This window comes from Variovorax sp. FG153, assembly GCF_057809595.1.
Genome location: NZ_JBMDKG010000081.1, coordinates 1 through 21,853, shown reverse-complemented (window position 1 = coordinate 21,853; position 21,853 = coordinate 1). Strand labels below are relative to the sequence as shown.

16 protein-coding genes are annotated in these 21,853 nt (G+C 71.5%); all 16 read right to left on the bottom strand.

Going from position 1 to position 21,853, the window contains the following annotated elements:
- Positions 1-909 (bottom strand): FHA domain-containing protein (locus tag ACODT0_RS41290; protein ID WP_489043940.1); only part of this gene is annotated, 909 nt, incomplete at its 3' end.
- A gap of 128 nt (positions 910-1,037) precedes the next feature.
- Positions 1,038-1,433 carry a DUF4150 domain-containing protein gene (locus ACODT0_RS41285; protein ID WP_057596841.1) on the bottom strand — a complete coding sequence of 132 codons (396 nt, stop codon included), beginning with the start codon at positions 1,431-1,433 and terminating at the stop codon, positions 1,038-1,040.
- A 6-nt stretch (positions 1,434-1,439) separates the two neighbouring features.
- Positions 1,440-2,129, bottom strand: a complete 690-nt coding sequence (locus tag ACODT0_RS41280; RefSeq protein ID WP_296735970.1) for a DUF3540 domain-containing protein — start codon at positions 2,127-2,129, stop codon at positions 1,440-1,442.
- A gap of 60 nt (positions 2,130-2,189) precedes the next feature.
- Complete coding sequence (locus tag ACODT0_RS41275) at positions 2,190-3,242, bottom strand: pentapeptide repeat-containing protein (protein WP_261217096.1); 1,053 nt, start codon at positions 3,240-3,242, stop codon at positions 2,190-2,192.
- A 13-nt stretch (positions 3,243-3,255) separates the two neighbouring features.
- The gene (locus ACODT0_RS41270) at positions 3,256-5,850 is read right to left on the bottom strand and encodes a DUF2169 family type VI secretion system accessory protein (protein WP_489043939.1); all 2,595 of its coding nucleotides are present in this window, start codon (positions 5,848-5,850) and stop codon (positions 3,256-3,258) included.
- Positions 5,851-5,876: 26 nt separating this feature from the next.
- Complete coding sequence (locus ACODT0_RS41265) at positions 5,877-8,693, bottom strand: type VI secretion system Vgr family protein (protein WP_422098172.1); 2,817 nt, start codon at positions 8,691-8,693, stop codon at positions 5,877-5,879.
- Between the two features lie 22 nt (positions 8,694-8,715).
- Entirely contained in the window at positions 8,716-11,412 is a 2,697-nt protein-coding gene (tssH, locus tag ACODT0_RS41260; protein ID WP_413761583.1) for a type VI secretion system ATPase TssH, read from the bottom strand.
- A gap of 40 nt (positions 11,413-11,452) precedes the next feature.
- Complete coding sequence (gene tssG, locus ACODT0_RS41255; RefSeq protein WP_261217127.1) at positions 11,453-12,505, bottom strand: type VI secretion system baseplate subunit TssG; 1,053 nt, start codon at positions 12,503-12,505, stop codon at positions 11,453-11,455.
- 26 nt (positions 12,506-12,531) lie between these two features.
- Positions 12,532-14,427, bottom strand: a complete 1,896-nt coding sequence (gene tssF / locus ACODT0_RS41250; protein WP_413761585.1) for a type VI secretion system baseplate subunit TssF — start codon at positions 14,425-14,427, stop codon at positions 12,532-12,534.
- A gap of 2 nt (positions 14,428-14,429) precedes the next feature.
- Entirely contained in the window at positions 14,430-14,945 is a 516-nt protein-coding gene (gene tssE, locus ACODT0_RS41245; protein WP_296735959.1) for a type VI secretion system baseplate subunit TssE, read from the bottom strand.
- A complete protein-coding gene (locus ACODT0_RS41240; RefSeq protein WP_489043938.1) occupies positions 14,938-15,801 on the bottom strand; it encodes a type VI secretion system accessory protein TagJ in 864 nt (287 codons plus the stop codon). The genes tssE and ACODT0_RS41240 overlap by 8 nt, the downstream gene beginning before the upstream one ends.
- Positions 15,798-16,361: a type VI secretion system tube protein Hcp gene (locus ACODT0_RS41235; protein ID WP_057596833.1), complete on the bottom strand. Its 564-nt coding sequence runs from the start codon at positions 16,359-16,361 to the stop codon at positions 15,798-15,800. The genes ACODT0_RS41240 and ACODT0_RS41235 overlap by 4 nt, the downstream gene beginning before the upstream one ends.
- Positions 16,362-16,386: 25 nt before the next feature.
- A complete protein-coding gene (locus ACODT0_RS41230; protein ID WP_261217133.1) occupies positions 16,387-18,426 on the bottom strand; it encodes a caspase family protein in 2,040 nt (679 codons plus the stop codon).
- A complete protein-coding gene (locus tag ACODT0_RS41225; RefSeq protein WP_489043937.1) occupies positions 18,423-19,568 on the bottom strand; it encodes a hypothetical protein in 1,146 nt (381 codons plus the stop codon). The genes ACODT0_RS41230 and ACODT0_RS41225 overlap by 4 nt, the downstream gene beginning before the upstream one ends.
- Before the next feature lie 27 nt (positions 19,569-19,595).
- Positions 19,596-20,345, bottom strand: a complete 750-nt coding sequence (locus ACODT0_RS41220) for a hypothetical protein (RefSeq protein WP_057596830.1) — start codon at positions 20,343-20,345, stop codon at positions 19,596-19,598.
- 52 nt (positions 20,346-20,397) lie between these two features.
- A partial coding sequence (mltA, locus tag ACODT0_RS41215) for a murein transglycosylase A (RefSeq protein ID WP_489043936.1) occupies positions 20,398-21,853 on the bottom strand: 1,456 nt, incomplete at its 5' end.

Here is a 21,853-nt window from a genome sequence, read left to right as displayed (position 1 = left end):
GGGCGCGGGCGGCGCCGTGACGGCCCGCGGCGGCGTGAAGCCGAACTGCTCGATCGGCAGGTGGTCCGGCCGCGGCAGCGGCGTGGACGGCGCCGCGCGCTGCAGCGCGGCGAGCGGATCGGCATCGGCGGCGGTGTTGGGCTGCAACAGCGGGTCGGCCAGCGGCGACAGCGCCAGCGGATCGCCGCCGATGCCACCGGTGCCCGGCGCTCCGCCGAACAGGTCGTCGATGCTCGCGGCCTTGCCGTGCGCGGGCGGCCGGCCCAGGTCGGAGAAGTCGTCGAGCGCGCCGAGGCCGGCCGCGGGCGCCGACGACGGGTCGGGGCCGAGCAGGTTGGCGAAGGGATCGATCTGCGCGGCCTGCGCGTTGCGCGAACCGGTGGCCATCGGATCGGGAAAGAGCAGCGGATCCGCGGCGGCCGGCGCGGCCGGGGAAGGCGCGGGCGACGCGGCCGGTGCCGCCGGCGGCGCGAGGCCAGCGAGCAGGTCGGCGAAGGGATCGTCGCTCGCGGCCGCCGCGGGTTTCGCGCCCGACAGGCCCATGATCGTCTCGGGAATCGCGAGCGGCGCCGCGGCCGGTACCGGCGCGCTCGCGGCCGCCTGCGCGCGCACCACGAGCTCGAAGCTGCCGACCACCAGCCGCGCGCCATCGGCGAGCGCCGCCTCCTTGCCCGCGCCCAGCGACACGCCGTTGCACTGCATGGGGTTGCTGCCGCGGTCGATCACGAAGTACCGGCCGTCGCGGCACAGCACCTGCGCGTGCACGCGCGAAACCGTGCGGTCGGGATCGTCGAGCACCAGCGTGTTGGTGTCGGCGCGGCCGATGGTGCCGCCATTGGGGCCGAAGTCCGCCGACAGCGACGGTCCCGCCGGGACGCCTTGACGGGTGACAACAGTGATCTGGATCATGAACCGGCCCCCAGGGCGACGCCCATACAACTGCGCACGAGCACGCGAAGAATCTCGCGAGGAGTATTCATTCCGCAAGACGCCTTGGCAATCTCGCCTTAAGAGATAGGCCGTTCCCGCCGCGGCGCTCAGGGCGCCAGCAGCAGCACCAGCGTCTGGCTCGGCACCGTGCGCACGCCCGGGCAGTTGGTGCTGTTCTGCAGCGAGCTGCTGGTCAGCCGCGTGGCCGGCATGCTGTTGAGGAGCACCGTGAAGGCCCCCGTCAGATGGCGGCTGGGCCCCATGACCGTGCCCGACGCCACGCCCAGCAGCACGCCCGCGTTGTCGCCGTTGGTCATGGGAATGGTGGTTCCGAGGTTGTGGGCCGGCATGCCCATGAACAGGATCGTCGGGCAGTTCGGAATGGCCATCGGGCCCATCGCGATGTTGGGATACGGCACCGGGATCGGCGACGGCGCGGCGGGCGTGATGCAGACATCGGGGAAGCCCATGTCCATGCCCATCAGCTGGCAGTTGGCGAACATGGCGCTTCAGCCGAAGTGGATCTGCGCGCCGCGCGTCTTCACGAGCTTGGCACCGTTGATCAGCGCGTGCTCGCCGCGCAGGTGCAGCAGCTCGGACGCATCGCGCTCGATGTGGGCCGCGTGCACGCGGTCCAGCCCCTTGGTCGTGCGCAGGTAGTGCTGGCTGAAGTGGTTGACACGGTCCATCACCGTGCTCAGCACGCTGCCCACGAGCTTGAAGGTGCTCGCCACCATGCGCACGCGCTCGCCGACGAACTCCGTCGTGTCGAGCGAAACCGCGGCGGTCTTCGCGCGCAGCGCCAGGTGGTCCGCGCCCAGTTGCAGCCGCTCGGCCTCCAGGGCGAGCCGGCCACCTTCGACCACGAGCCGCGTGTCGCCCTCGCAGCGCAGCACCCGCTCCCGCGCGCCCGCGCCGCGCTCGAGCACCGAGAGCACCCAGCGCTCGCCGGTGGCCGCACCGAAGCACAGCACGGTGTCGCCGGCCATCGGCACCAGCAGGCAGCCCGCGGCGGCGCGCACCGGCCGGAGCGTTCCGCCCTCGCGGATGCACGGCGTGCCATCGGGCCCGGCCTCCAGCAACGCGGTCCAGCAGCGCTCGGGGAGCGCGGCCGGCGACGGCGTCTCGGTCTCGGTCGGTCGGGTGCCGCGCGCGGCGGCCGTGCGGCGGCGCGCGGAGTGGTGGGCGGTGGTCTTCATGGCGGGAGTTCCGTTGCGGGGAAATCGGTGGAAAGGGAGGAAGCCGGTGCCGGCCGCCGGTCAGACCGGCACCGGGCGCCAGTCCTCGGACTGCGCCAGCTGGGGGTCGGTCTCGAGCGCGCGGGCGCGATCGTCGATCTGCGCCTCCTCGGTCATGGCGCGGTGCAGGCAGGCGCGCACGAGGGTCGCGCCGCGCAGGTCGGCGCGGTGCAGGCGCGCGTGGCGCAGGTCGGCATAGCCGAGGTCGGCGCCCGCGAAGTGCGCGCCGTCGAGCACGGCGCCAGCGAAATGGGCCTGATGCAGGCGCGCGCCGCCGAACTTCGCCTGCGGCAGCCTGGCGCCGGTGAACAGCGCCTGCGTCAAGATCGCATCGGAGAAATCGACGCCGGCGCCCTCGGCCTCGCAGAACAGGGCCAGCGGCGCGTCGATGCGGTCGAAGCGGGCCTCGTCGAGCTTGGCGCCCTGGAAATTGCACTGGCGCAGCGGCGCCCCGCTGAACTGCGCGCCGCGCAGGTCGGCGCCCGCGAACTGGCAGCCCTCGAGCGTCACGCCGTCGAAGGACAGCCCCGCGAGCCGGGTGGTCGAGAAGGCCACGCGCAACATGCTGGCGCCGCGCCATGCCGCGTGGCGCAGGTCGCAGCCGGCCACGGTCGCATGCACCCAGCGCGTCGACTCCGCACCGAGGTCGAGCAGGCTGCTGTCGCTCAGCACGCAGGCATCGAGCAGCGCGCCGCGCAGCGTGGCATGGTCGAGCCGGGTCTTGGTGCAGGCGAGCATGCTGAGGTCGGCCTCGCGCAGATCGGCATGCGGCGCCTGGCATTCGCTCAGCACGGCCGCGTGCAGCGCGGCCGCGCTCAGGTCGACGTGGTCCATGCGGCACTGGCTGAACACGGCGCGCTGCAGCCGCGCGCCGCCCAGCAGCGCGCCGCGCAGGTCGCACTGGTTGAACACCGCCTCGCGCAGGTCGGCGCCGCGCAGGTCGGCCTTGGAGAAATCGACGCGGTCGAACAGGCCCCCGGCCAGTTGCGCCTGCGCGTAGTGCCCGCCCGACAGGTCCAGGCCGGGGATCGATTCGCCGAGCAGCACGGCCAGCGCGAGCGTGGTGGCATTCATGGCATCGCGCTCCTCATGCGGCCGCCTGTTGCTCGGGCGTGAGCCGCGGCCAGGTGCGCGCGCGCTTGAGCAGCGCACCTTCGAGGCGCACGTCGCCATCGAGCCGCGCGCGCGACAGGTCCGCCGCGAACAGGTTGCTGTTGCGCAGGTCGCAGCCGCGCAGGTCGGCATGCTGCAGGATCGCCTCGCTGAAGTTCACGCCGGCCAGCCGGGCGCGCCGCAGCACGGTACGGCGCAGCAGCGCGCCCTTGGCGCTGGCCAGCCGCCAATCGCTGTCGGACAGGCCGGCCTCGCACAGGTTGGCGCCGTCCAGCACGCTGCCCACCAGGCGCGCGCGCGACATGTCGGCCGCGCCGAAATTGACCCCCTGCATCCGGGCCCCCGAGAAATCGGCCTCGACCAGGCTGCAGTTCCGGGCGAACACCATGCCCTTGCCCTGCGCGCCGCCGAACCTGGCGCCGTCCAGCGCGCAGGACACGAGGTTGGCCTGGGTCAGGTCGGCCTCGCGAAAGTCGGCCCCCGCGAGCTCGCATTCGACGAACTGGCAGGCCGCGAGCGCGGCCTCGGCGAACGACTGGCCCTTGAGCGACAGCCGGTAGAACAGTTGCTCGGTCGCCTGCAGCCCATGCGCATCGGCGCCTTCCCAGCGGGTGCCGATCAACATCGCGCCCTGGATCCGCGCGCGGCGCAGCGACGCCCCGCCGAGGTCGGCATGCGAGAGCTGGGCGTCGGTGAAGTCGGCTTCGTCGAACACCGCCCCCTTCCAGCGCGAGCGCCCCAGGTTCGCGGTGCGCAGCGTGGCCTTGATGCCGATCGCGCCCTCGAGGCAGGCATGGGCCAACACGGCGGCCGAGAAGTTCGCGCCCGAGACATTGGCCTGCCTGAAGTCCACGGCTTCGAGCCAGGCGCCGGTGAAGTTGACGTCGCGCAGGTCGAGTCCAGAGAAATCGGCGCCCGTGAAGTCCATGCCGACGAAGAAGCGCAAGCCGCCGGCCAGCGCCTGCCGCATGCCCTCCTTCAAGGTCGCGGCCTGCGCGGCCTGCATCGCGGGCGCGGCCAGCTGTTCGTGCGCACCCTGCAGGTAGCCGATCCGCTCCATCGCCTCCTGTCGCAGCAACTGGGCATGCGTGGCCGCGAGGTCGAAGCCGCCGGTGGCGCCGGCGTTCGCGGCCTTCAGGCGCTCCAGCGCCACGTCGGCATTGAAGACCGGCGGGCCGCGGTGTTCCAGCGGCTTCATCGCCTTGTTCGCCTTGTGCGTGGCCACGGCCTTCTCGAGCGCATCGAGCGCGTCGTCGATGGCCGCCAGCTTCTGCTGCTCGGCCTCGAGCGTCTTCTTCTTGAGGTAGGCCACGCGCTGCGCGGGCGCGGGCGGCTGCTCGCGCGGGGGCATGACGACGCCCAGCGCGTCGGGATCGCGGCCGCTGGCACGCAGTTCCTCGCGCGCCAGCGCCACGTCGATCTCGGCGCGGCGGTATTGCGCCTGCGCCTGCAGGCCCTGGCTCGCGAAGGCCTCGGCGGCGCGTTCGGCCTCGGGGTCGCTGGCGTCGATGCCCTCGGGCAGCAGGTCGCCGTCGTCCAGGCTCTCGACCCCGCCCCAGCGCGGATCGGCGCGGCGCGCGAGCGCATCGAGGTAGTGGGCATCGGAGCGCGCTGCATCGAGCCGCTCGATCGCACCGAGCAGCCCATGCACGTCGGAGCCGTCGTCGGTGGCGACCTCCGCCAGTCCCTGGAACAGCAGCAACGCCCGCTCCGCATGCGGAAAGAACCAGACCGTCGTCAGCCGCAGCGGCACTTCGCGCAGGCGCGGCTCGGCCGCCCCCGCGGCACGGTAGTCGGCGAACACGCGCGCGCGCAGGCCGGGCAGCCGGCCCTCGATCGAGGGCTTGTCCGGGTGCATGTGGTCGAACTGGAAGGTCTCGTCGCCCCGCAGCGGCGCGTCGAACCACTGGTCCTCGGGCGCGAGATTGAAGTAGCGCCAGTCGAGATCGGGGGCGAAGCCCGGCGCGTGCTCCTTGAGGTAGTCCGCATCGTAGGTGCCGCGAAAGCGCGCGCGCTCCGGATGCATCGGCCCGCGCTGGCCGAAGCCCGCGGGCGCCACGGCCTGCGCCGGATCGCGCAGCGGCTGGTCGGGCCGCTCCACGTTCGGCAGCCGGTGCACGCCGTTCTCGGCCGCCGCGCCGATGCCCTCGGGATTGGTCGGCACCGAAGGACCGCCATAGGCGTGTGCCCAGTCGATGGGCATCGCCTCGAAGGCCGATGGCCGGGTCGCCTGGGCGCCGTCCCATCGGCGGTCGCCGAACACCAGCAGGGTCTTGCTGCGGTCGCCGAGCCGGGCGCGCACGGCGCAGGCCTGCGGGTTCGCGGCCGGTGCGAAGGCCTTGCCGTGCACCAGGAACTCGGACGTGAGCTTGGCCACGCCCTCGTCGACCAGCGGTACCGGCATCTCGCGGCCGATGAAGTTCCAGGCCGACTGCTCGCCCCAGACCGTGCCGCCCTCGGCCTGCGCGAACGGCACGTGCAGCATGGCCGTGACGCACAGGCCGAAGCGCTTGCGGTACTCGATCGGTCGGGTGCTCAGGCACAGCGCCTGGGGTTTGACGACTTGCATGGTGGCTCGCGCGGCTGCCTGCCCGTTCAGTTCTTGGGATTGCCGCTGTCGTCCCGCTCCAGCAGCTCGTTGGCGCCACGCTCGCTGCCGACCGCGTCCACGCCAGGCACCATGCCCAGCAGGCCCAGGACCGGCCCGGCGGCACCGCCCGTCAGGATCAGCGCGAGGCCGTCGCTGACATTGGTGCCCACCAGATTGCGCATGCGCTCGAGCCGCCCGCGCATGCCGGGGATCTTGTCGACGTCCGGGCTCGACAGGATCTCGTTGAGCATCTTGCGCGCATCGCCGTACTGGGAGCCCAGGGACGCGGCGCCGCTGAGCATGGAGACGATGCCGTAGCCCAGGCCCGCGACGGCGCCCACCGTGCCGGCGTTCGCCATCGCGGCCGTGGCATCGGTGCCGGCGCCGGCGCCCGCACCGGGCATGATCGAATGCAGCGGCGCCTGGCGCACCGAGGTGCCGTCGCGCTCGATCTTCAGGCCCGCGGTCGACTCCATGGTGACGGCCAGCGTGTTCTCGATCTTCAATCCGAGGAAGTTCGACATCGCCACGCCCAGCGCGTTCTCCATGCTCAGCCCCATGAAGGTCGAGCGGGCGACGCCGAGGTTGAAGTCGGTGTTGTTGCCGATGTAGCCGCTGGTGTTCGGGCCGAGCACCGTGGTGTTCGAGCCCACCGACACGGTATTGATGTTCCCGATCGCCACCATGTTGAGCTCGGTGTTGCTCACCAGCGTGTACTTCTGGAACGCCGCCGCGTAAGGCGCGGCGTTGGCATCGATCTTCATCGAGTTGCCGCCGGTCACCTTGAACTCGATGTGCCCGGCCTCGAACAGCATGGTCGGCGCCTTGTACTTCACGCCGCCCTTGACCGTGATGGTCTGCGTGCCCGTGACCGAGCGCGTTTCGTTGCCGCCGGTGGAATCGGTCCGGTTGCCGTCCGCGTGGATCTTGTGGTGGCCCTTCACCAGCAGCGCGTGGTCGATGTCGACGTTCGTGGTCTGGTAGCCGACCACGTGGTTGTCCTGGTTCTTGCCGACGGTCAGCTTCTGGAACTGCTGGATGATCGTGGTGTCGTTGTTCTCCACGGTGGTCTTGCGGTCGCGCACGACGGTGGAGGTCTGGTCGCGCTTCACCGTCACCGTCTGGTCGCGGTCCACCGAGGTCGAATCGTCGAGCTCCACGCTGCGGCTCATGTTGCGCTCGGCGTGGATGGTGATGTTCTCCTCGCCCTTCTTGTCCTCGAACATGATCTCGTTGTAGTTGTTCGCGCCGCCGCCGGGCGTGGACCGGGTGCGGAAGCCGCTCTGCGTGGGCGACTTGTAGGGGATGGGCTGGTCGTCGTTGTAGACGCGGCCCACGATCACCGGCCGGTCGGGGTCGCCGTTGAGGAAGTCGACGATCACCTCCTGGCCGATCCGCGGGATGAAGTAGCCGCCCCAGCCCTTGCCGCCCCAGGGCTGCGACACGCGCACCCAGCAGGTGGATTTCTCGTTGCTCTCGTCGTAGCGGTCCCAGTGGAAATGCACCTTCACGCGGCCATGGTCGTCCACGTGCAGCTCGTCGCCCGCCGGGCCGACCACGATGGCCGTCTGTGGCCCCGGCATGGTCACGCGCGGCGTCAGGCGCGGCGGCCGGTAGCTGCGCTCCAGCGGAATCGCGGTGATCAGGAACACGCTGGTCCCGGGCTGCGAGCCCTCGAGCATCGGCGTCTCGGCGATCAGGTTCTCGAGTTCCTGCAGCGTGTCGGCGTTCACCGCATCGTCTTTCAGTGCCTCGGCCAGCGCCGTGTAGAGCTTGCGCGGCGCGGTGGCGTCGGCGCTCGCGCTCTCGTAGCCGGGGTGGCTGAGCATGAAGGTGCAGGCCGCGATCAGGTAGTCCCCGTCGCGGGTGCCGTCGGGATCGCCTTCGAACTTGAAGCTGCGGCCCGCCGCCACGTCGGGCCATCCGGTCAGCGCCCAGTGGCGGTCGCGCCGCGCGTTGAGCTCTTCGCCGCGCAGCTTGGTGCGGTTCTCGGCCTCGTCGCCCTTGAAGTAGCCGCCGGGAAACTCGAAGGCCTCGAAATCGGCCAGCTCGTGGCTGTCGGAGGCATCGATGGCGGCGCCCAGCTTCTTGCGGATCGCCTTGAAGTCGCTGTCGCGCGAGGCCTGCTTGCCGGTGTCGAACTGGCGCGCGTGGGTCCAGTGCCAGATCTCCTCGTGGCGCGCCTCGCTCGCGCCCCCGAGCACGTAGCGCAGCGTCGCCGCCACGGGCAGCTTCTCGTGCGCGAGATCGCTCGCGTCCGACAGGTGCATGGTGCCCGGCGCATCGTGCGCGTCGAACCAGTAGTAGATGCCCTCGTCCTCGATCAGGCGCGAAAGGAACTGGTAGTCGCTCTCCTGGTGCTGCACGCAGTAGCGGCGCGGGTTGTGGGTGCCGATGACGTTGCCGGTCTTGGTCTTCTTGAAGCGCTTGATCGGGCTGTCCTCGAACACCGCGTCGAGCACCTCGAGCACCTTCTTGTCCTGCAGGATGCGCGAGTTGATGCGCTTGGTCAGCAGCCAGAACCACGATCGCAGCGTGATGCGGTACTCGAAGTGGCGCCCCACGTGGCCCGCGCGCACGAAGCGCACCGCATGGCCCTGGCAGTGCCGCTCGTGCTTGCCGCCATCCTTGTCCTCGAACTCGACGACCAGGTCGAAGGCGCGCCCGAGGATGTCCGTGGCATCGATGGCCCTGTTCTCCGACAGCACCGTGAGTTCGTAGGTCGAAGGGCGCGCCAGCGCCTCGTGACCCACGATGCGCCAGAACATCAGGTCGTCCTTGGCGGGCGAATCGGTTTCGATGCGGAACTCGTGGTCGGCCATGGGTGGATCTCTTCGGGGAGCCTCAATCGAAGGCGTAGGTGAAATCGGCGTCCTTGACGTCGAGCGCGACGCGGCGGATCTCGCCGCCGGCGGCCAGGCGCTGCAGGTACTCGACCGAGATCGTGGGCAGCACGGTGTTGGTCAGGATGGCGTCGATCACGCGGCCGCCCGATTCCGGGTCCTGGCAGCGCGCGACCACCTGGTCGACCACCGCGTCGCTGTACTCGAAGGGCACGCCGTGGTTGGTCTCGACGCGCTTCTTGATGCGGCCCAGCTGCAGCCGCACGATCTTCTTCATCATCTCGGGCGACAGCGGGTAGTAGGGAATGGTGACGATGCGGCCCAGCAGCGCGGGCGGGAACACCTTCATCAGCGGCGCCTTCAGCGCATCGGCCAGCGCGTTCGGATCGGGCAGCAGCTCGGGATCGCGGCACATGCTCATGACGAGCTCGCTGCCGGCATTGGTGGTCAGCAGGATGATCGTGTTCTTGAAATCGATCATGCGGCCCTCGCCGTCCTCCATCCAGCCCTTGTCGAAGACCTGGAAGAAGATCTCGTGCACGTCGGGGTGCGCCTTCTCGACCTCGTCGAGCAGCACCACGCTGTAGGGCCGGCGGCGCACGGCCTCGGTCAGGATGCCGCCCTCGCCGTAGCCCACGTAGCCCGGAGGCGCGCCCTTGAGCGTGGAGACGGTGTGCGCCTCCTGGAACTCGCTCATGTTGATGGTGATGATGTTCTGCTCGCCGCCGTACAGCGCCTCGGCCAGCGCGAGCGCGGTCTCGGTCTTGCCGACGCCCGAGGTGCCGCACAGCATGAACACGCCGATCGGCTTCTGCGGGTTGTCCAGCCGCGCGCGCGAGGTCTGGATGCGGCGCGCGATCATCTCGAGGCCGTGCTTCTGGCCGATCACGCGCTGGTTGAGCGTGTCGGCGAGCTTGAGCACCGCCTCGACCTCGTTCTTGACCATGCGCCCGACCGGAATGCCGGTCCAGTCGGCGACCACCGAGGCCACGGCCTGCTCGTCGACCGAGGGCAGGATCAGCGGCGACTCGCCCTGCACCGCGTGGATCTTCGCCTGCAGCTCGTGCAGTTCGGCGAGCAATGCGGCGCGGTCGGGCGCGGCCTCGGCGGGCGCGGCTTCGGTGCCGGCCGGCGCATCCACCGGCTTGTTCCCCGTGCGCAGCTTCGCGCGCAGTTCCAGCAGCCGGTCGACCAGGCCCTTCTCTTCCTGCCAGCGCGCGTTCAGCACCTCGAGCTGCGCCTTCGACTCGGCCAGCAGCGCCGACACCTGCGCCGCGCGCCTGGTGACGTCGATGCCGATCGCCTCCTCGCGGCCGATGATCTCCTGCTCGACCGTCAGGCCCTCGATGCGGCGCATGCAGTCCTCGACCTCGGGCGGCGTCGCGTGCTGGCTCACGGCCACGCGCGCGCAGGCGGTGTCGAGCAGGCTCACGGCCTTGTCGGGCAGCTGGCGCGCGGGAATGTAGCGGTGCGACAGCTTCACGGCGGCCTCGATGGCCTCGTCGAGCAGCTGCACGCGGTGGTGCTTCTCGAGCACGCTGGCCACGCCGCGCAGCATCAGGATGGCCTTGGTCTCGTCGGGCTCGGGCACCTGCACGACCTGGAAGCGCCGCGTCAGCGCGGGGTCCTTCTCGATGTACTTCTTGTACTCGGCCCAGGTGGTGGCGCCGATGGTGCGCAGGTTGCCGCGCGCCAGCGCGGGCTTGAGCAGGTTGGCCGCGTCGCCGGTGCCGGCCGCGCCGCCCGCGCCCACCAGGGTGTGGATCTCGTCGATGAAGAGAATGATCGGCGTGGGCGAGCTCTGCACCTCGTCGATCACCTGGCGCAGCCGCTGCTCGAACTCGCCCTTCATGCTCGCGCCGGCCTGCAAGAGGCCGATGTCCAGCGTGAGCAGCTTCACGTCCTTGAGCTGCGGCGGCACGTCGCCGCGCGCGAGGCGCTGCGCGAAGCCCTCGACCACGGCGGTCTTGCCGACGCCGGCCTCGCCGGTCAGCAGCGGATTGTTCTGGCGCCGGCGCATCAGGATGTCGACGATCTGGCGGATCTCCTCGTCGCGGCCCGTGACCGGGTCCATCTCGCCCTTCTTCGCCTTCTCGGTCAGGTCGACCGCGAACTTCTTGAGCGCATCGCCCTTGCCCATGGCGGCCGGCGCCATCGCGCCCGCGTCCTCGCCGGGCGCGCCGCTGCCCATGCCGGTGCCGTCCTGCGCGCGCATCTGGGCCTCGGGCGAGGCATCGCAGATCTTCACGAAGTTCTCGGCCAGGTCCTCGACCTTGACCTTCTCGAACTGCTTCGACAGGCCGAACAGCGGGTTGCGCAGGCTCTGCGTCTTGAGCATGCCCACCAGCAGGTAGCCGGTGCGCACCTGCGCCTCGCCGAACTGCAGGGTGGCGTAGGTCCAGGCGCGCTCGATCGCGTTCTCGATGTGCGGCGAGAAGTCGCTGATGGCGGTGGCGCCGCGCGGCAGGCGGTCGAGCGCGGCCGTCATGTCCTTGGCGATCACCGAGACGTCGAGGCCGTAGTGCTGGATCACGCGGTGCAGGTCGGAGTCCTGCGCCTGCAGCAGCTGGGCGAACCAGTGCTCGAGCTCGACGTACGGATTGCCCCGCATCTTGCAGAACACGGTCGCGCCTTCGATGGCCTTGTAGGCCAGCGAATTGAGTTTCCCGAACAGGGCGGTGCGGCTGATTTCACTCATGGAGGACTCCGTATCTCTTCAAGACGAACGAAAGGGTTTTTTATTGAAAAGCCGGCGCGCGCGGATGCGCCTCGCCGCCGGGCCGGCTCGCGATGCGCACGTCGCTCGCGTCGCGCGAACGCGGCCGCTCGCCGAGCCACGAGATCCAGCCCAGCCGCGGCGCGTTGCCGCGCTGCTGGCCGAGCCGCGTGGGCGGCACCTGCTCCTTGCGCAGCACCAGTTCGGCGTCCCACTCGAGCTCGCCGCCCAGCAGCTGCAGCATCCAGCGCTGCAGCACCGGCTGCGCATCGCCGATCGGCAGGAACATGCGGTAGCGCGCGAGGTCGAGCGGCCCGACATGCAGGCGCACGCGGTGCTGGCGGTCCCAGGCGCGGGTGCCGAGCATCGCGCCCAGGCCCATCGCGCGCGAGCTCTCGCCGCGGCCCAGCCGCGTGAGTTCGGCATCGGGCAGGCTCATCCAGTGGCCGACCCAGCGCTCGAGCTTCACCGGCACGCCGAAGTAGCTGCACAGCACCGACTCCACGCCCTCGGCGCTGTGCACGCGGCGCGCGAGCCAGCCCGAGAAGTGCAGCCGCGCGTCGTCGTGGATCTCGTCGCGCCCGATGCGCCCCGGCGTGCCGATGCCCACCAGCGCGCCGATCTGCAGCCGGAAGCGGTCCTCGCCCGGCCGGTCGAGCGCGACCGCGGGCCGCGCCTGCGCCCAGGCGCGGTAGAAATGCAGCGAGAAGCGGTGCAGGAAGCTGTCGAGGAAGGCGAGCCAGGTCGGGTCGCCATGGTTCAGGCTGCGCTCGCGGATGAAGTCGCTCAGGTGCACCGGCAGCGGCCCGTTGGGGCCGATGTAGGCGAAGAAATGCTGGCGCAGCCGCGGCGGCGAATGCGCGCCGGCCGGCTCGAAGCGGCTGAAGGCGGCGGGCGCGAACGACAGCGAGGGCTCCTGGCCCACGCGCACCGGCTCGGCGCTCGGCAGCAGCGCGCGACCCCAGCGCGGCGTGGTCGCGGCGGCCGACTCGAGCCGGCGCAGCACCGCGAAGTAGTCGTAGGCCCAGGGCTGGTCGGACCACTGGCGCAGCGCGGCATCCACACGCGCGGCCACCGTTCCCTCGGGCGCCGCGGGCGCGGCTAGAGGATCTGGCGCGTCCCGCACAGCGGCCTCCAGCGCATGTTCTCGCCCTTGCCCGCGATGCGCACCACGGTCTCGACGAAATGGTTGACCTCGACATGGCGCGCCAGGTAGCGCGCGAGCACGGCGCCGAACAGGAACACGCTATGGCCGTGGAAGGCGTCCTTGTCGACCTCGAGCGTGACCTCCAGGCCGCGCCCGAAGGCGATCGGCCCCTTCATCGGCAGGCGGCGCGCCACCGGCTTGCTCGTGACCGACAGCAGCCCGCGCACCTGGCCCTGGCGCATCTCGTCGGCATGCGAGGCATAGAGCATCAGCGTCTCGCGCAGGGCGGCCGCGCCCTGCTGCGGCGTGCTGTCGGAGATCGACAGGTAGTTGAGCGCGAGGTGGTCGAGCACGCGCCAGCCCAGCCCCTGGCTCACCACCGGCGACACCGGCCGCGAGGGCCCGCGCACCATGCGCACGCGCTGCGCGGGGAAGGAGTCGACGCAGTCGAAGTCGTTGTCGCGGCCCATCGGCAGCAACAGCGGCAGGTCGCGGTTGGTGCACAGCGCCGACACCGCGAGCTGGCGCAGGCTGGCCGCGTACGGCGCCTGCTGCGGATCGACGATCTGCATGTAGACCTCGGAGCCGATGTGGCTGCTGCGATTGCCCTCGGTGCGCTGGCGCACCGACAGCATGCGCGGCTCGCGCGTGGTCGTGTAGTAGGCCGGATGGCTGTGGCGCGTGCCGTGGAAGGCCGAATAGAAGGGGCGGAACGGCTGCTCGGTGGCCGCGCCCCGGTCGGCGCCCGGCGCGCCGTGGCCGATCACCTCGGTCACGGTATGCACTTCGAAGTCCTGCGGTCGCGTGCGGTCGGGCACCAGGTGGAACTGGCTCACGCCCTCGCCGAGCGGCACGCGGTCGAGCCGCTTGTGAAACAGGTTGATGGCCGGCACGCAGTGCAGCTGCAGGTTCTCGGCGCTCACGAGCTTCTCGAGCGCGGCATCGCCGCGCGAGAACAGCAGCACGATCTCGACCTGCGTCACCGGCATCGAGGGCAGCACCGACTGCAGGCCCGCGATCTTGAGGAACTGGAAGCGCTGCGGAAAGGCGAAGTACTCCTGCAGCAGCCGGAAGCCCGAGAAGCCCGTGGCCGTGACCGGCAGCAGCGCCTCGTCGTCCTCGAAGCCGACCATGCCGATGGCGCTCGGCGGCAGGCTGCGCGCCTCGCCCTGCAGCGCGCCGCCGGCGCCCAGCGGCCGCACCATCACGCCGATGGGCTGGCCCAGCGCGCATTCCTGCAACTGCCAGGCCACGTCCTCGGCGCCGCCCAGGTGCAGCACCAACTCGTCGAGCGCGATCTGGCTGAAGTTCAGGCCCGCGGTGGTGCGCAGCACCAGGCGCAGGCCGCCGCGGATCGCGCGCGCCTGCGCATGCGTCGTCAGCGGCAGGTCGGGCGCGTAGGTGAAGTACTGGGCTCGCTGCACCTCGAGCGGCCACAGGCGCATCGCGCCGGCGGTGCGGAACTCGCAATAGGTGTTCTGGCCCACCGCATGGCGAGCGCGCAGGCCCGCGCCGCGCGGCAGCGTCGGACCGGTGGCGAGGTTGGCATCGTCGGGATCGTGCGAGAACGCGACCACCGCCATGGCCGGCGTGGGCGCGAGGAATTGCGGATAGACGATGTCGAGCAGATGCCCGGTGAAGCGCGGGTATTCGGCATCGAGCTTGAGGTTGACGCGCGCCGAGAGGAAGGCCGTGGCCTCGATCAGGCGCTCGACGTAGGGATCGGCGACCTCCTGGCCCTCGATGCCGAGGCGGTGCGCGATCTTCGGGAAGGCACGGGCGAACTCGGACGAGCTTTCGCGGAAGTAGCGCAGTTCCTGCTCGTACAGGTTCAACAGCCGTGGATCCATGACTACTTTTGCGGGTGCGCCATGTCCTCGATCTCGATGCGTCCTTCCTCCAGGTCGACCCGGCTGCGCATGAGGAACTCCAGCGGCACGGGCTGCGCCCACAGCATGCCGCGGATCTGCAGGCCGATGCTGTTGTGCGAGTCCAGGGCGGGGCCTTCCATGACCAGTTCCACTTCGAGGGTGCGTGACAAGATGCGAGGCTCGAACTGCAGGATTGCGTTCTTCAAAGCCTGTTCCATGCTGACACGCTGAACCGACGAGGTGAACTGGCCAGACAGCATAGGCAATCCGTAGTTGATGACGGAGCGCGCGGCGTTCGGGTACTGGCGATCGTCCATCGCGAGCCCGTAGCCGGTCGCGTTGAACAGCCAGCTCAGGTCGCGCAGCACGGCCGCGCGCAACGCCTGCTTGGTCAGCGTGCGCTTCTCGTCGCCCTCGCGCTTCTCGTCGGGCGCGTTGTCGACGAGCCGGTCGAGCAGCGAAGGCTGCAGCCGCTCCTGCGCGCCGAGCTCAGCCACCGTCGCGGCCCTGCGCCGTCGCCGCGCCGTCGTCCGTCTCGTCCCCGGCCTCGGCCTCGGCGGGCCGCGACGCGAAGACGATCTCGCGCACGTCCATGATCGCGTATTCGCCCTGGTCGCTGCCGAGCACGCGCTGGCCGTGACCGGCCCAGACCTCGGGACGCAGTTCCCGCCACGCCGTCTTGCGCGCGAGCTGCAGCTCGCCGTCCTCGCACTTCTCGCTGCCCTCGTAGCGCGTGGGGATCAGCGCCAGCGTCTGGCCGCCGTTCTCGAAGTCCAGGTGCGCGGGCATCCACACGCAGTCGCGCAGGTCCTCGGGTGGCTCGATCTTCACGCGCGCGAGCCGTGCATAGGGAATCCAGTAGTACTTGCCGTTGACGAAGGCCTCGAGCACCGGGCCCAGCCGCATGTCGGCGTCGGCCAGCCACTCGAAGGGCACGCCGTCGATGCTGCCGCCGATGGCCGGCGCCGCCTCGAAGGCGCGCTGGCGCAGGTCTTCGGCCAGCTCGAACTCGCCGCGTCCCTGCCGCAGCAGCGACTCGATGAGCAGCGCCAGCCATTCATCGGGCTGGCCGAAGATCATGGGCGTGCGCGTGCCGGCGAACACCTCGGCGCGCAGGCCTTCGCAGCGCACGGCCTCGCCGTACACCTGCTTCATCGGAACGGCGAGCGCATCGAGCTCGGCCGCGACCGTCAGCTGGTTGAGCGCGCGCTCCCACTGGCCCAGCACGCACAGCAGCTGGGCCATGAAGACGCGCGGCTTGCTGTCGGCGGGCCTGGCGCGCACGTCGTCGCTGAGCGCCTTGAGGGCGGCGGCCGGATCGGCCCCCTTGAGGAGTTCGGCGGCGGTGCTCATGCTGCCGCCTCGACGAAGGTGCAGGTGCGCACCGCGCCGCGCGCGCCGCTCTTTTGCTGCGGCGCCGAGCGGATCTCGAGCTTTCGGTAGCTGAAGAAGATGATGTCGCAGGGCCGCTTGGGCATGCCGCCGGTGACGATGGCGTGGCAGTGCACGCGCGCGCCCTCCATCACGAACTCCAGGTGCGACTGCTGGTCCTTCGAGCTGTCGCCGCCGGCCTTGAAGACCGACACCGTGACCTTGAGATCGGCGTCCTGGTTCTTCAGCAGGCTCGCGATCGACGCGGTGGCGGCATCGCAGTCGCGGATGACGATGAAGGGATAGTTGCGCAGCTTGCCCTTGCTCGAGCCCGGCGGAACGATCACGTCGGTCTTGTACGAGTAGCCGCCGATCTCCATGCGCTGCTTGCCGTCCTCGTAGGTGCGCTGGGATTCGCCCTCGATGGGCGAGCCCTTGCTCTCGATCATCATCGCGAAGTCGTTGCCCGATTCGCCCGAGAGGTGATCGAGCAGGCGCAGCGCCTCATCGGGGTCCAGTCTTCCGTCGTATGTCCAGCTCATGTCGATCTCCTGAGAACAGAAACAGTCATCGCGCGGACGGGCCCTCGCCCGTCCAGCGCACCATCGCGGCATAGGTCTGCCGCGCCTTGTCGGGGGCCAGTTGGCCGCGCACCCGCACCTCGGGCAGCGCGGCTTCGAGCGGCGCGGCACCGAACAGCCGCGGCGTGGTGTAGGGGCTGGCCGCGGTGGCGAGCACCAGCAACCGGCCGCCGGGCGCCTCCAGCCACGGCAGCTCGAAGCGCTTGGCCGCGGGCGCTTCGCGCGTGCCGCGCTCGAAGCGGTTGGTCTCGCCGGGGTCGTCCGGATAGACGGGACGCAGGCCGCCCTGGCCATCGATGCCCACCACCACCATGTCGACCGAGGCCCCGCTGGCATTGCGCACCTGCAGCGCCGCGCGCTCGCCTTCGCGCAGCGGCAGCAGTTGGCCGGCGGCGGCGCGCTGCGCGGGTTCGCTGCGCAGCAGGCGGTCGCCGCGCCAGACCTCGAACACGGCCTCGAAGCCCTCGATCGGCGAGGCACTGGCCTGGCTCATCGCCAGCAGCTGGTTCCACCATTTCAGGCGCGCCAGCGTCTCGATGCGGCGCCGCGCGGCGGCCACGTCGGCGAGCAGCTGGGTGCCGGCACCGAGCGCGCCCGACAGCACCTCGATGCGCTGGCCGGCGGCGCCGAGGTCGGTCCAGCGCACATCGGCCGCCGCGGTGTCGCCCGCGCCGAGCGCGAGCACGGAGGCCGGATAGTCGAGGCTCAGCCGCTGCGGCAGGCCACGCTCGTTGCCGCGCACGCGCAACGCGAACGCGGCCGGCGCGGCCAGCGGCGAGGCGCTCCACAGCGCGCCGCCCGAGAGTTCGCGCAGCGCCGCGGGCACGGGAAGGCGCGCGCTGTCGCTATCGACCTGCGGCACCCGTGCCGGTGCGCTGCGCACGGTGCCGTCCTCGAGCGTGGCGTTGATGCGCAGTTCCTGTTGCGGTTGCAGGCCGTCGACCAGGCCGGCCTGCAGCACCAGGCTGTCGCCGCTGCGCTGCGCGCGCCAGGCCGGCAAGGTGGAGACGGCACCGGCGCTGTTGGCGAACAGCGGCGCGTCGAGGTTGCCCTCGGCCACCGGCGAGGGCAGCTCGCGGGTCGGGAAGCGCTGCGCCAGTTCGTCGATCACCGGCGGGTAGAGCGCGAGCACGCCGTCGAACAGCTCGCGCCAGGTGGCGGGTCGGCGTTCGAGCGCGCCGGCCACGGCCCAGGTCAGCAGGCCCTGCGGCCGCGCGTTGCGGCCCTGGCGCGGCAGCCGCAGCTCGGGCGTGATCTGGTGGCTCTCGGACGCGAAGAAGGCGACGTAGCGCGCACGCGCCACGCGCTCGGCCACCGGCGGCGCGGCCGGGGCGGCAGGCGGCACGGCCGCCGGCGCGGCGCGCAGCTGGCCCGCGCGCAGGCCGCGCCAGCGCACCTCGTCGTCGGCCGGGCCTTCGGCGACCGCGGGCACGGCGGCGCCGGCGTTGCGCGTCATCGAGGTGGCGGCGCAGGTGTCGAACACCGACCAGACGAACACGCCGCGCGCGAGGAAGGCCTGCACCCAGCCGTCGAAGTCGACGTCGCGCACGCCGCCCGCGAGCGCGCTGTCGACGCCGACGGCGCCGCGCACGTCGCGCGCGAGGAAGTTCTCGGCCAGCCCGTCGGGCTCCTGGTAGCGCTTGGTGGCATCGCGCCAGCGCGTGCCGTGGCCCGAGAAATAGAGCAGCACGAAGTCGCCGCTGCGCGACTGCGCGAGCAGCCGCGACAGCGCGTCATGGATGGCCTGCGACTCGGGCAGCGCGGCGCCGCTCACGCCGTCGGCCAGGGTCGTGATGTCGCCCGCGCCGAAGCCCTGCCGGAGCAGTGCGTCGCGCATCAGCGCCACGTCGTTGCGCGGCGCCTGCAGCCACAGCGACTGCGGCTGGTTGACGAGTTCGGAGACACCCACCAGCAGCGCGCGCTGGGTGGCGAAGGCGCGCGGGGCGAGGCAGGCGAGCGCGAGCAGCAGGAGCCACGAAAGCCAGGCCTCCCGCGTCGCCATCGACCGCCGCGCGACAGGGCTCATGGCCGCTCCGACGCCCGTGCAGCCGCCTCGACCAGCGGCGAGGCCGCCAGCACCTGCAGGCTCTTCTCCACGTCGGGCACGCGCAGCCGCCACACGCCGTTGCTGCCGGGGCCGCCGACCACGTCGGCCGAGATCGCCTGCAGCAGCCGGTCGGCCTCGTCCACGCGCACGCCGTCCTTCCAGCGCACCGTGAGATCGGCAGCGGCCGCGACCGGGGCCGTGGGCACCGAGCGGAAGCGCACCTCGTCCTGCGCCTCGTGGCCGCCGAACAGGCCCACGTTCTGCACCACCACGCACAGGGCCAGCACCGCGAACGCGGGCCGCATCCAGCCGTCGGCGCCGAGCCAGCGCCGCACGCTGCCCCACCAGCCGCCCTCGGGGCCGGGCTGGGGCCGCGCGCGCGGCGCGGCGGCCGGGCCCGATGCGTTGCGCGCGGCCGGCAGCCAGGCCGCACCGAGCTGCGACGCCGCGTCGCGGTACAGCGACTGGTAGTCGACGCGCGGATCCTTCGGGCCCAGCGGCGTGCCCGACAGCACGGCGAACACGCCGCCCACGGTGCGCAGCGCGATGCGGCCGGGCTCGGGCGCGATGGCGGGCGCGGCCTGCGCGGCCCACTCGTCGTGCACCGCGCGGATGGCGGCGAGCCGCGTGGCCGAGACCTCGCCGAGCACGCGCGCGGCGAGTTGCGGGCTCGGCTCGAGCGTCAGCACGTTCCAGGCCTGGATCAGGCCGAAGGCCGGCTCGAAGGGTTCGTCGTCGGGCTCGAGCAGCACGTCGAAGGCCGAGGCCCAGTCGGCCTCGCCGGCCGCCATCCAGCCCTGCCAGAGTTCGCCGTGGATGCAACGGTCGAGCAGCACGCCGAGCAGCCGGCCCTCGTGCACCACGCTGACCAGCCGGCCCGGCGCCCAGCGCGCGCCGAAGCTGCGCTGCGCCACGGCCTCGCGGCGGCGCGCGAGCTCGGCCAGCGGCAGCAGCAGGTCCACCGGCGGCGGCGCGGCCGCTTCGGGTGCCGCGGCGCGCGTGCCGGGCATGGCGACGGTCGCGAGCCCGGGCGTCTCGGGCGCGAAGGCCGCGGCCGCGCCGGGCCCGGTTTCGAAGGCGCTGCGGATCGCGCTGAGCGGTGGCCAGAGATGGGTGGTCATGGCGTCTGTTCCTGAATGGCTATGTCTTCAGGCATAAGACGCTTCAGCGCCCAGGATTTTGAAAACCTGCAGGATCGCCGCCATGTTGTCGGCCTCGATGGCGATGCCCAGGGTGCCCTGGATCCAGCCGCCGAGCCGGGTCCTGGCGTAGTCGGCGGTCAGGCCCTCGCGTTTGTGCACCAGGCCGAGCCGGCCCGCGCGGTAGTGGTAGGAGGCGATGGCATGGCGCGAGGCGATGCCCGACAGGCCGCCCTCGGCCTCCTTGCCGAAGCCCTCGCACAGCAGGATGCGTTCGGGCTCGGGCAGCTCGGCGATGAAGGCGCGCGCCGCCTGCTGCACCGCGAGGCTGCTGAGGCCATGCTCGGCCAGGCAGCCCTCGAGGTCCTCGTCGGCGCCCAGTTCGTCCTCGAGCTGGGCCTCGGTGATCTGGTCGCCGATCGACAGCTTGCGCTTGAAGGCGGCCGAGCGCGTGCAGTCGATCAGGTAGCGGCGGAAATAGGCGCACAGCGCGAAGGCGGTCGAGGGGGCGCTGTGGCCCGCGCGCTCCTCGGCCTCGTCGGGATCGGCATCGAGCCGCAGCACCTTGACGTAGATGAACTGCGCCACCAGTTCCTGGCGCCCTTCGCCGAGCACCTGCAGCTCGGGCGGATTGCAGGCCACCAGCGCGTCGCCGACGATGCGGTACATGCGGCCCATGTCGTTCGACGTGAGCGTCTGGCGCCGGCGCCACAGGCGCACGAGTTCGCCGCTTTCCTCGGACGACAGCGTTTCCTGCATGGATTCAACGGCCGGGGCCGGGCCTCGTGGCGGCATTCACGCTGTCGTCTCCTCAGTCGTCCTCGCAGACGCCCTCGGTCGGCACCAGGCATTGCGCGAGGCCGGCGCCCACCGGTCCACCGCGCGTGCGGATCGCCGAGGACGCCGCGGCGCTCGCCACCGCCAGACCGCGCGGCAGCAGGATCCAGAGCTGGCCGCGTTCCTTCATGCGGCGCGCGTTGGTCGCGGCCTGCTGGCCGTTGCCGAAGAAATAGTCGGCCCGCACCGCGCCGCGGATCGCGCCGCCGGTGTCCTGGGCGATGGTCAGGCGCTGCATCGGCGCGCCGCTGCCGGGCGTGCGCGTCGAGACAAACACCGGATAGCCCAGCGGCGTGCTGCGCGGATCGACCGCGATCGAGCGGCCGGCCGACAGCGGCACGCCGAAGGCGCCCACCGGGCCGCCGGGCGTGGCCGCCTCCTTGAAGAACACGTAGCTCGGGTCCTTGATGCCGGTGCCGGCCACCGGGCCGGCCGCGCGCCGCCCGGGCACCACCACCGCTCCGCTCGCGGCGGGCCGCGCCAGCGTGAAGCCGCGCGTGCGGATGGTGGTCGAGACGTTGCCCGAATCGTCGTCGTCGCCGTCGTCGAGGTCGAGCTCGATCGACGAGCCGCGCACCTTGACCGGGCTGCGCGGCTTGCCGTTGGCGGCCTGCGCCAGCGTGGGCCGGAACGGCTGGCCGTTCTGCTCGGCGTAGGCGACGCGGATCATCTCGCCGCTGGCCAGGCGGATGCGGCCCGAGCCCTGGATCTGCATCTCGTAGAGCGCGGTGGCGCTCGAGACGAAGGCCAGCACCTTGGCGTTGGGCGCGCCCTTGGTCTCGATCTCCTCGCGGGTGTAGTAGGGCAGCAGCTGCTTGCCCTCGATGCGCAGGCGCACCTTGCGGTCGAGCGTGTCGCGCACGATGCCCGAGAGGTCGAGCGCGTAGAGGCCCGGCGCGCCCATGTCGCGCGTGCTCAGGCCGGTCTGCACCACCACGTTGCGGCCCTGCACGCGCGCGGCCACGGTGCCGTCGCCCGCGGGCAGCTTGCGCGCGTCGGCGAACAGCATGTCCTCGGGCTGGCCGTACACCGGGTAGATGAACGGCGGCGCGTAGCTGCGGCTGCCCTGGATTTCGGGCTCGAAGTAGCCGGTGACCACGCCGTCGGGGCGGCGGTCGTCGTCGCGGATCTGGTAGACCGAGAACTCGGTCTCGAAGAAGTTGCGGATCGAGGGATTGCTCTTGCCGTCGACCTTGGTCGCGCGGTCGCAGACCGACTTCCATTCGGTGCCGCGGCCGTTGAGCACCTTGCAGCTGCCGAGGAAGGCGGGCCAGGTCTCGGCGAAGTCGTCGCGGGTCCAGCCCGGCACCGCGTCGAAGCCGACCGCGGTGTAGGTCGCGAGCTGGGTCGAGAAGGTGCGCGCCTGGCCGGCCACGCTGCCGCTGGCGGGCGGGCGCGGTGCCGGCGCGGGCGCCGGCACCGTGGCGCGG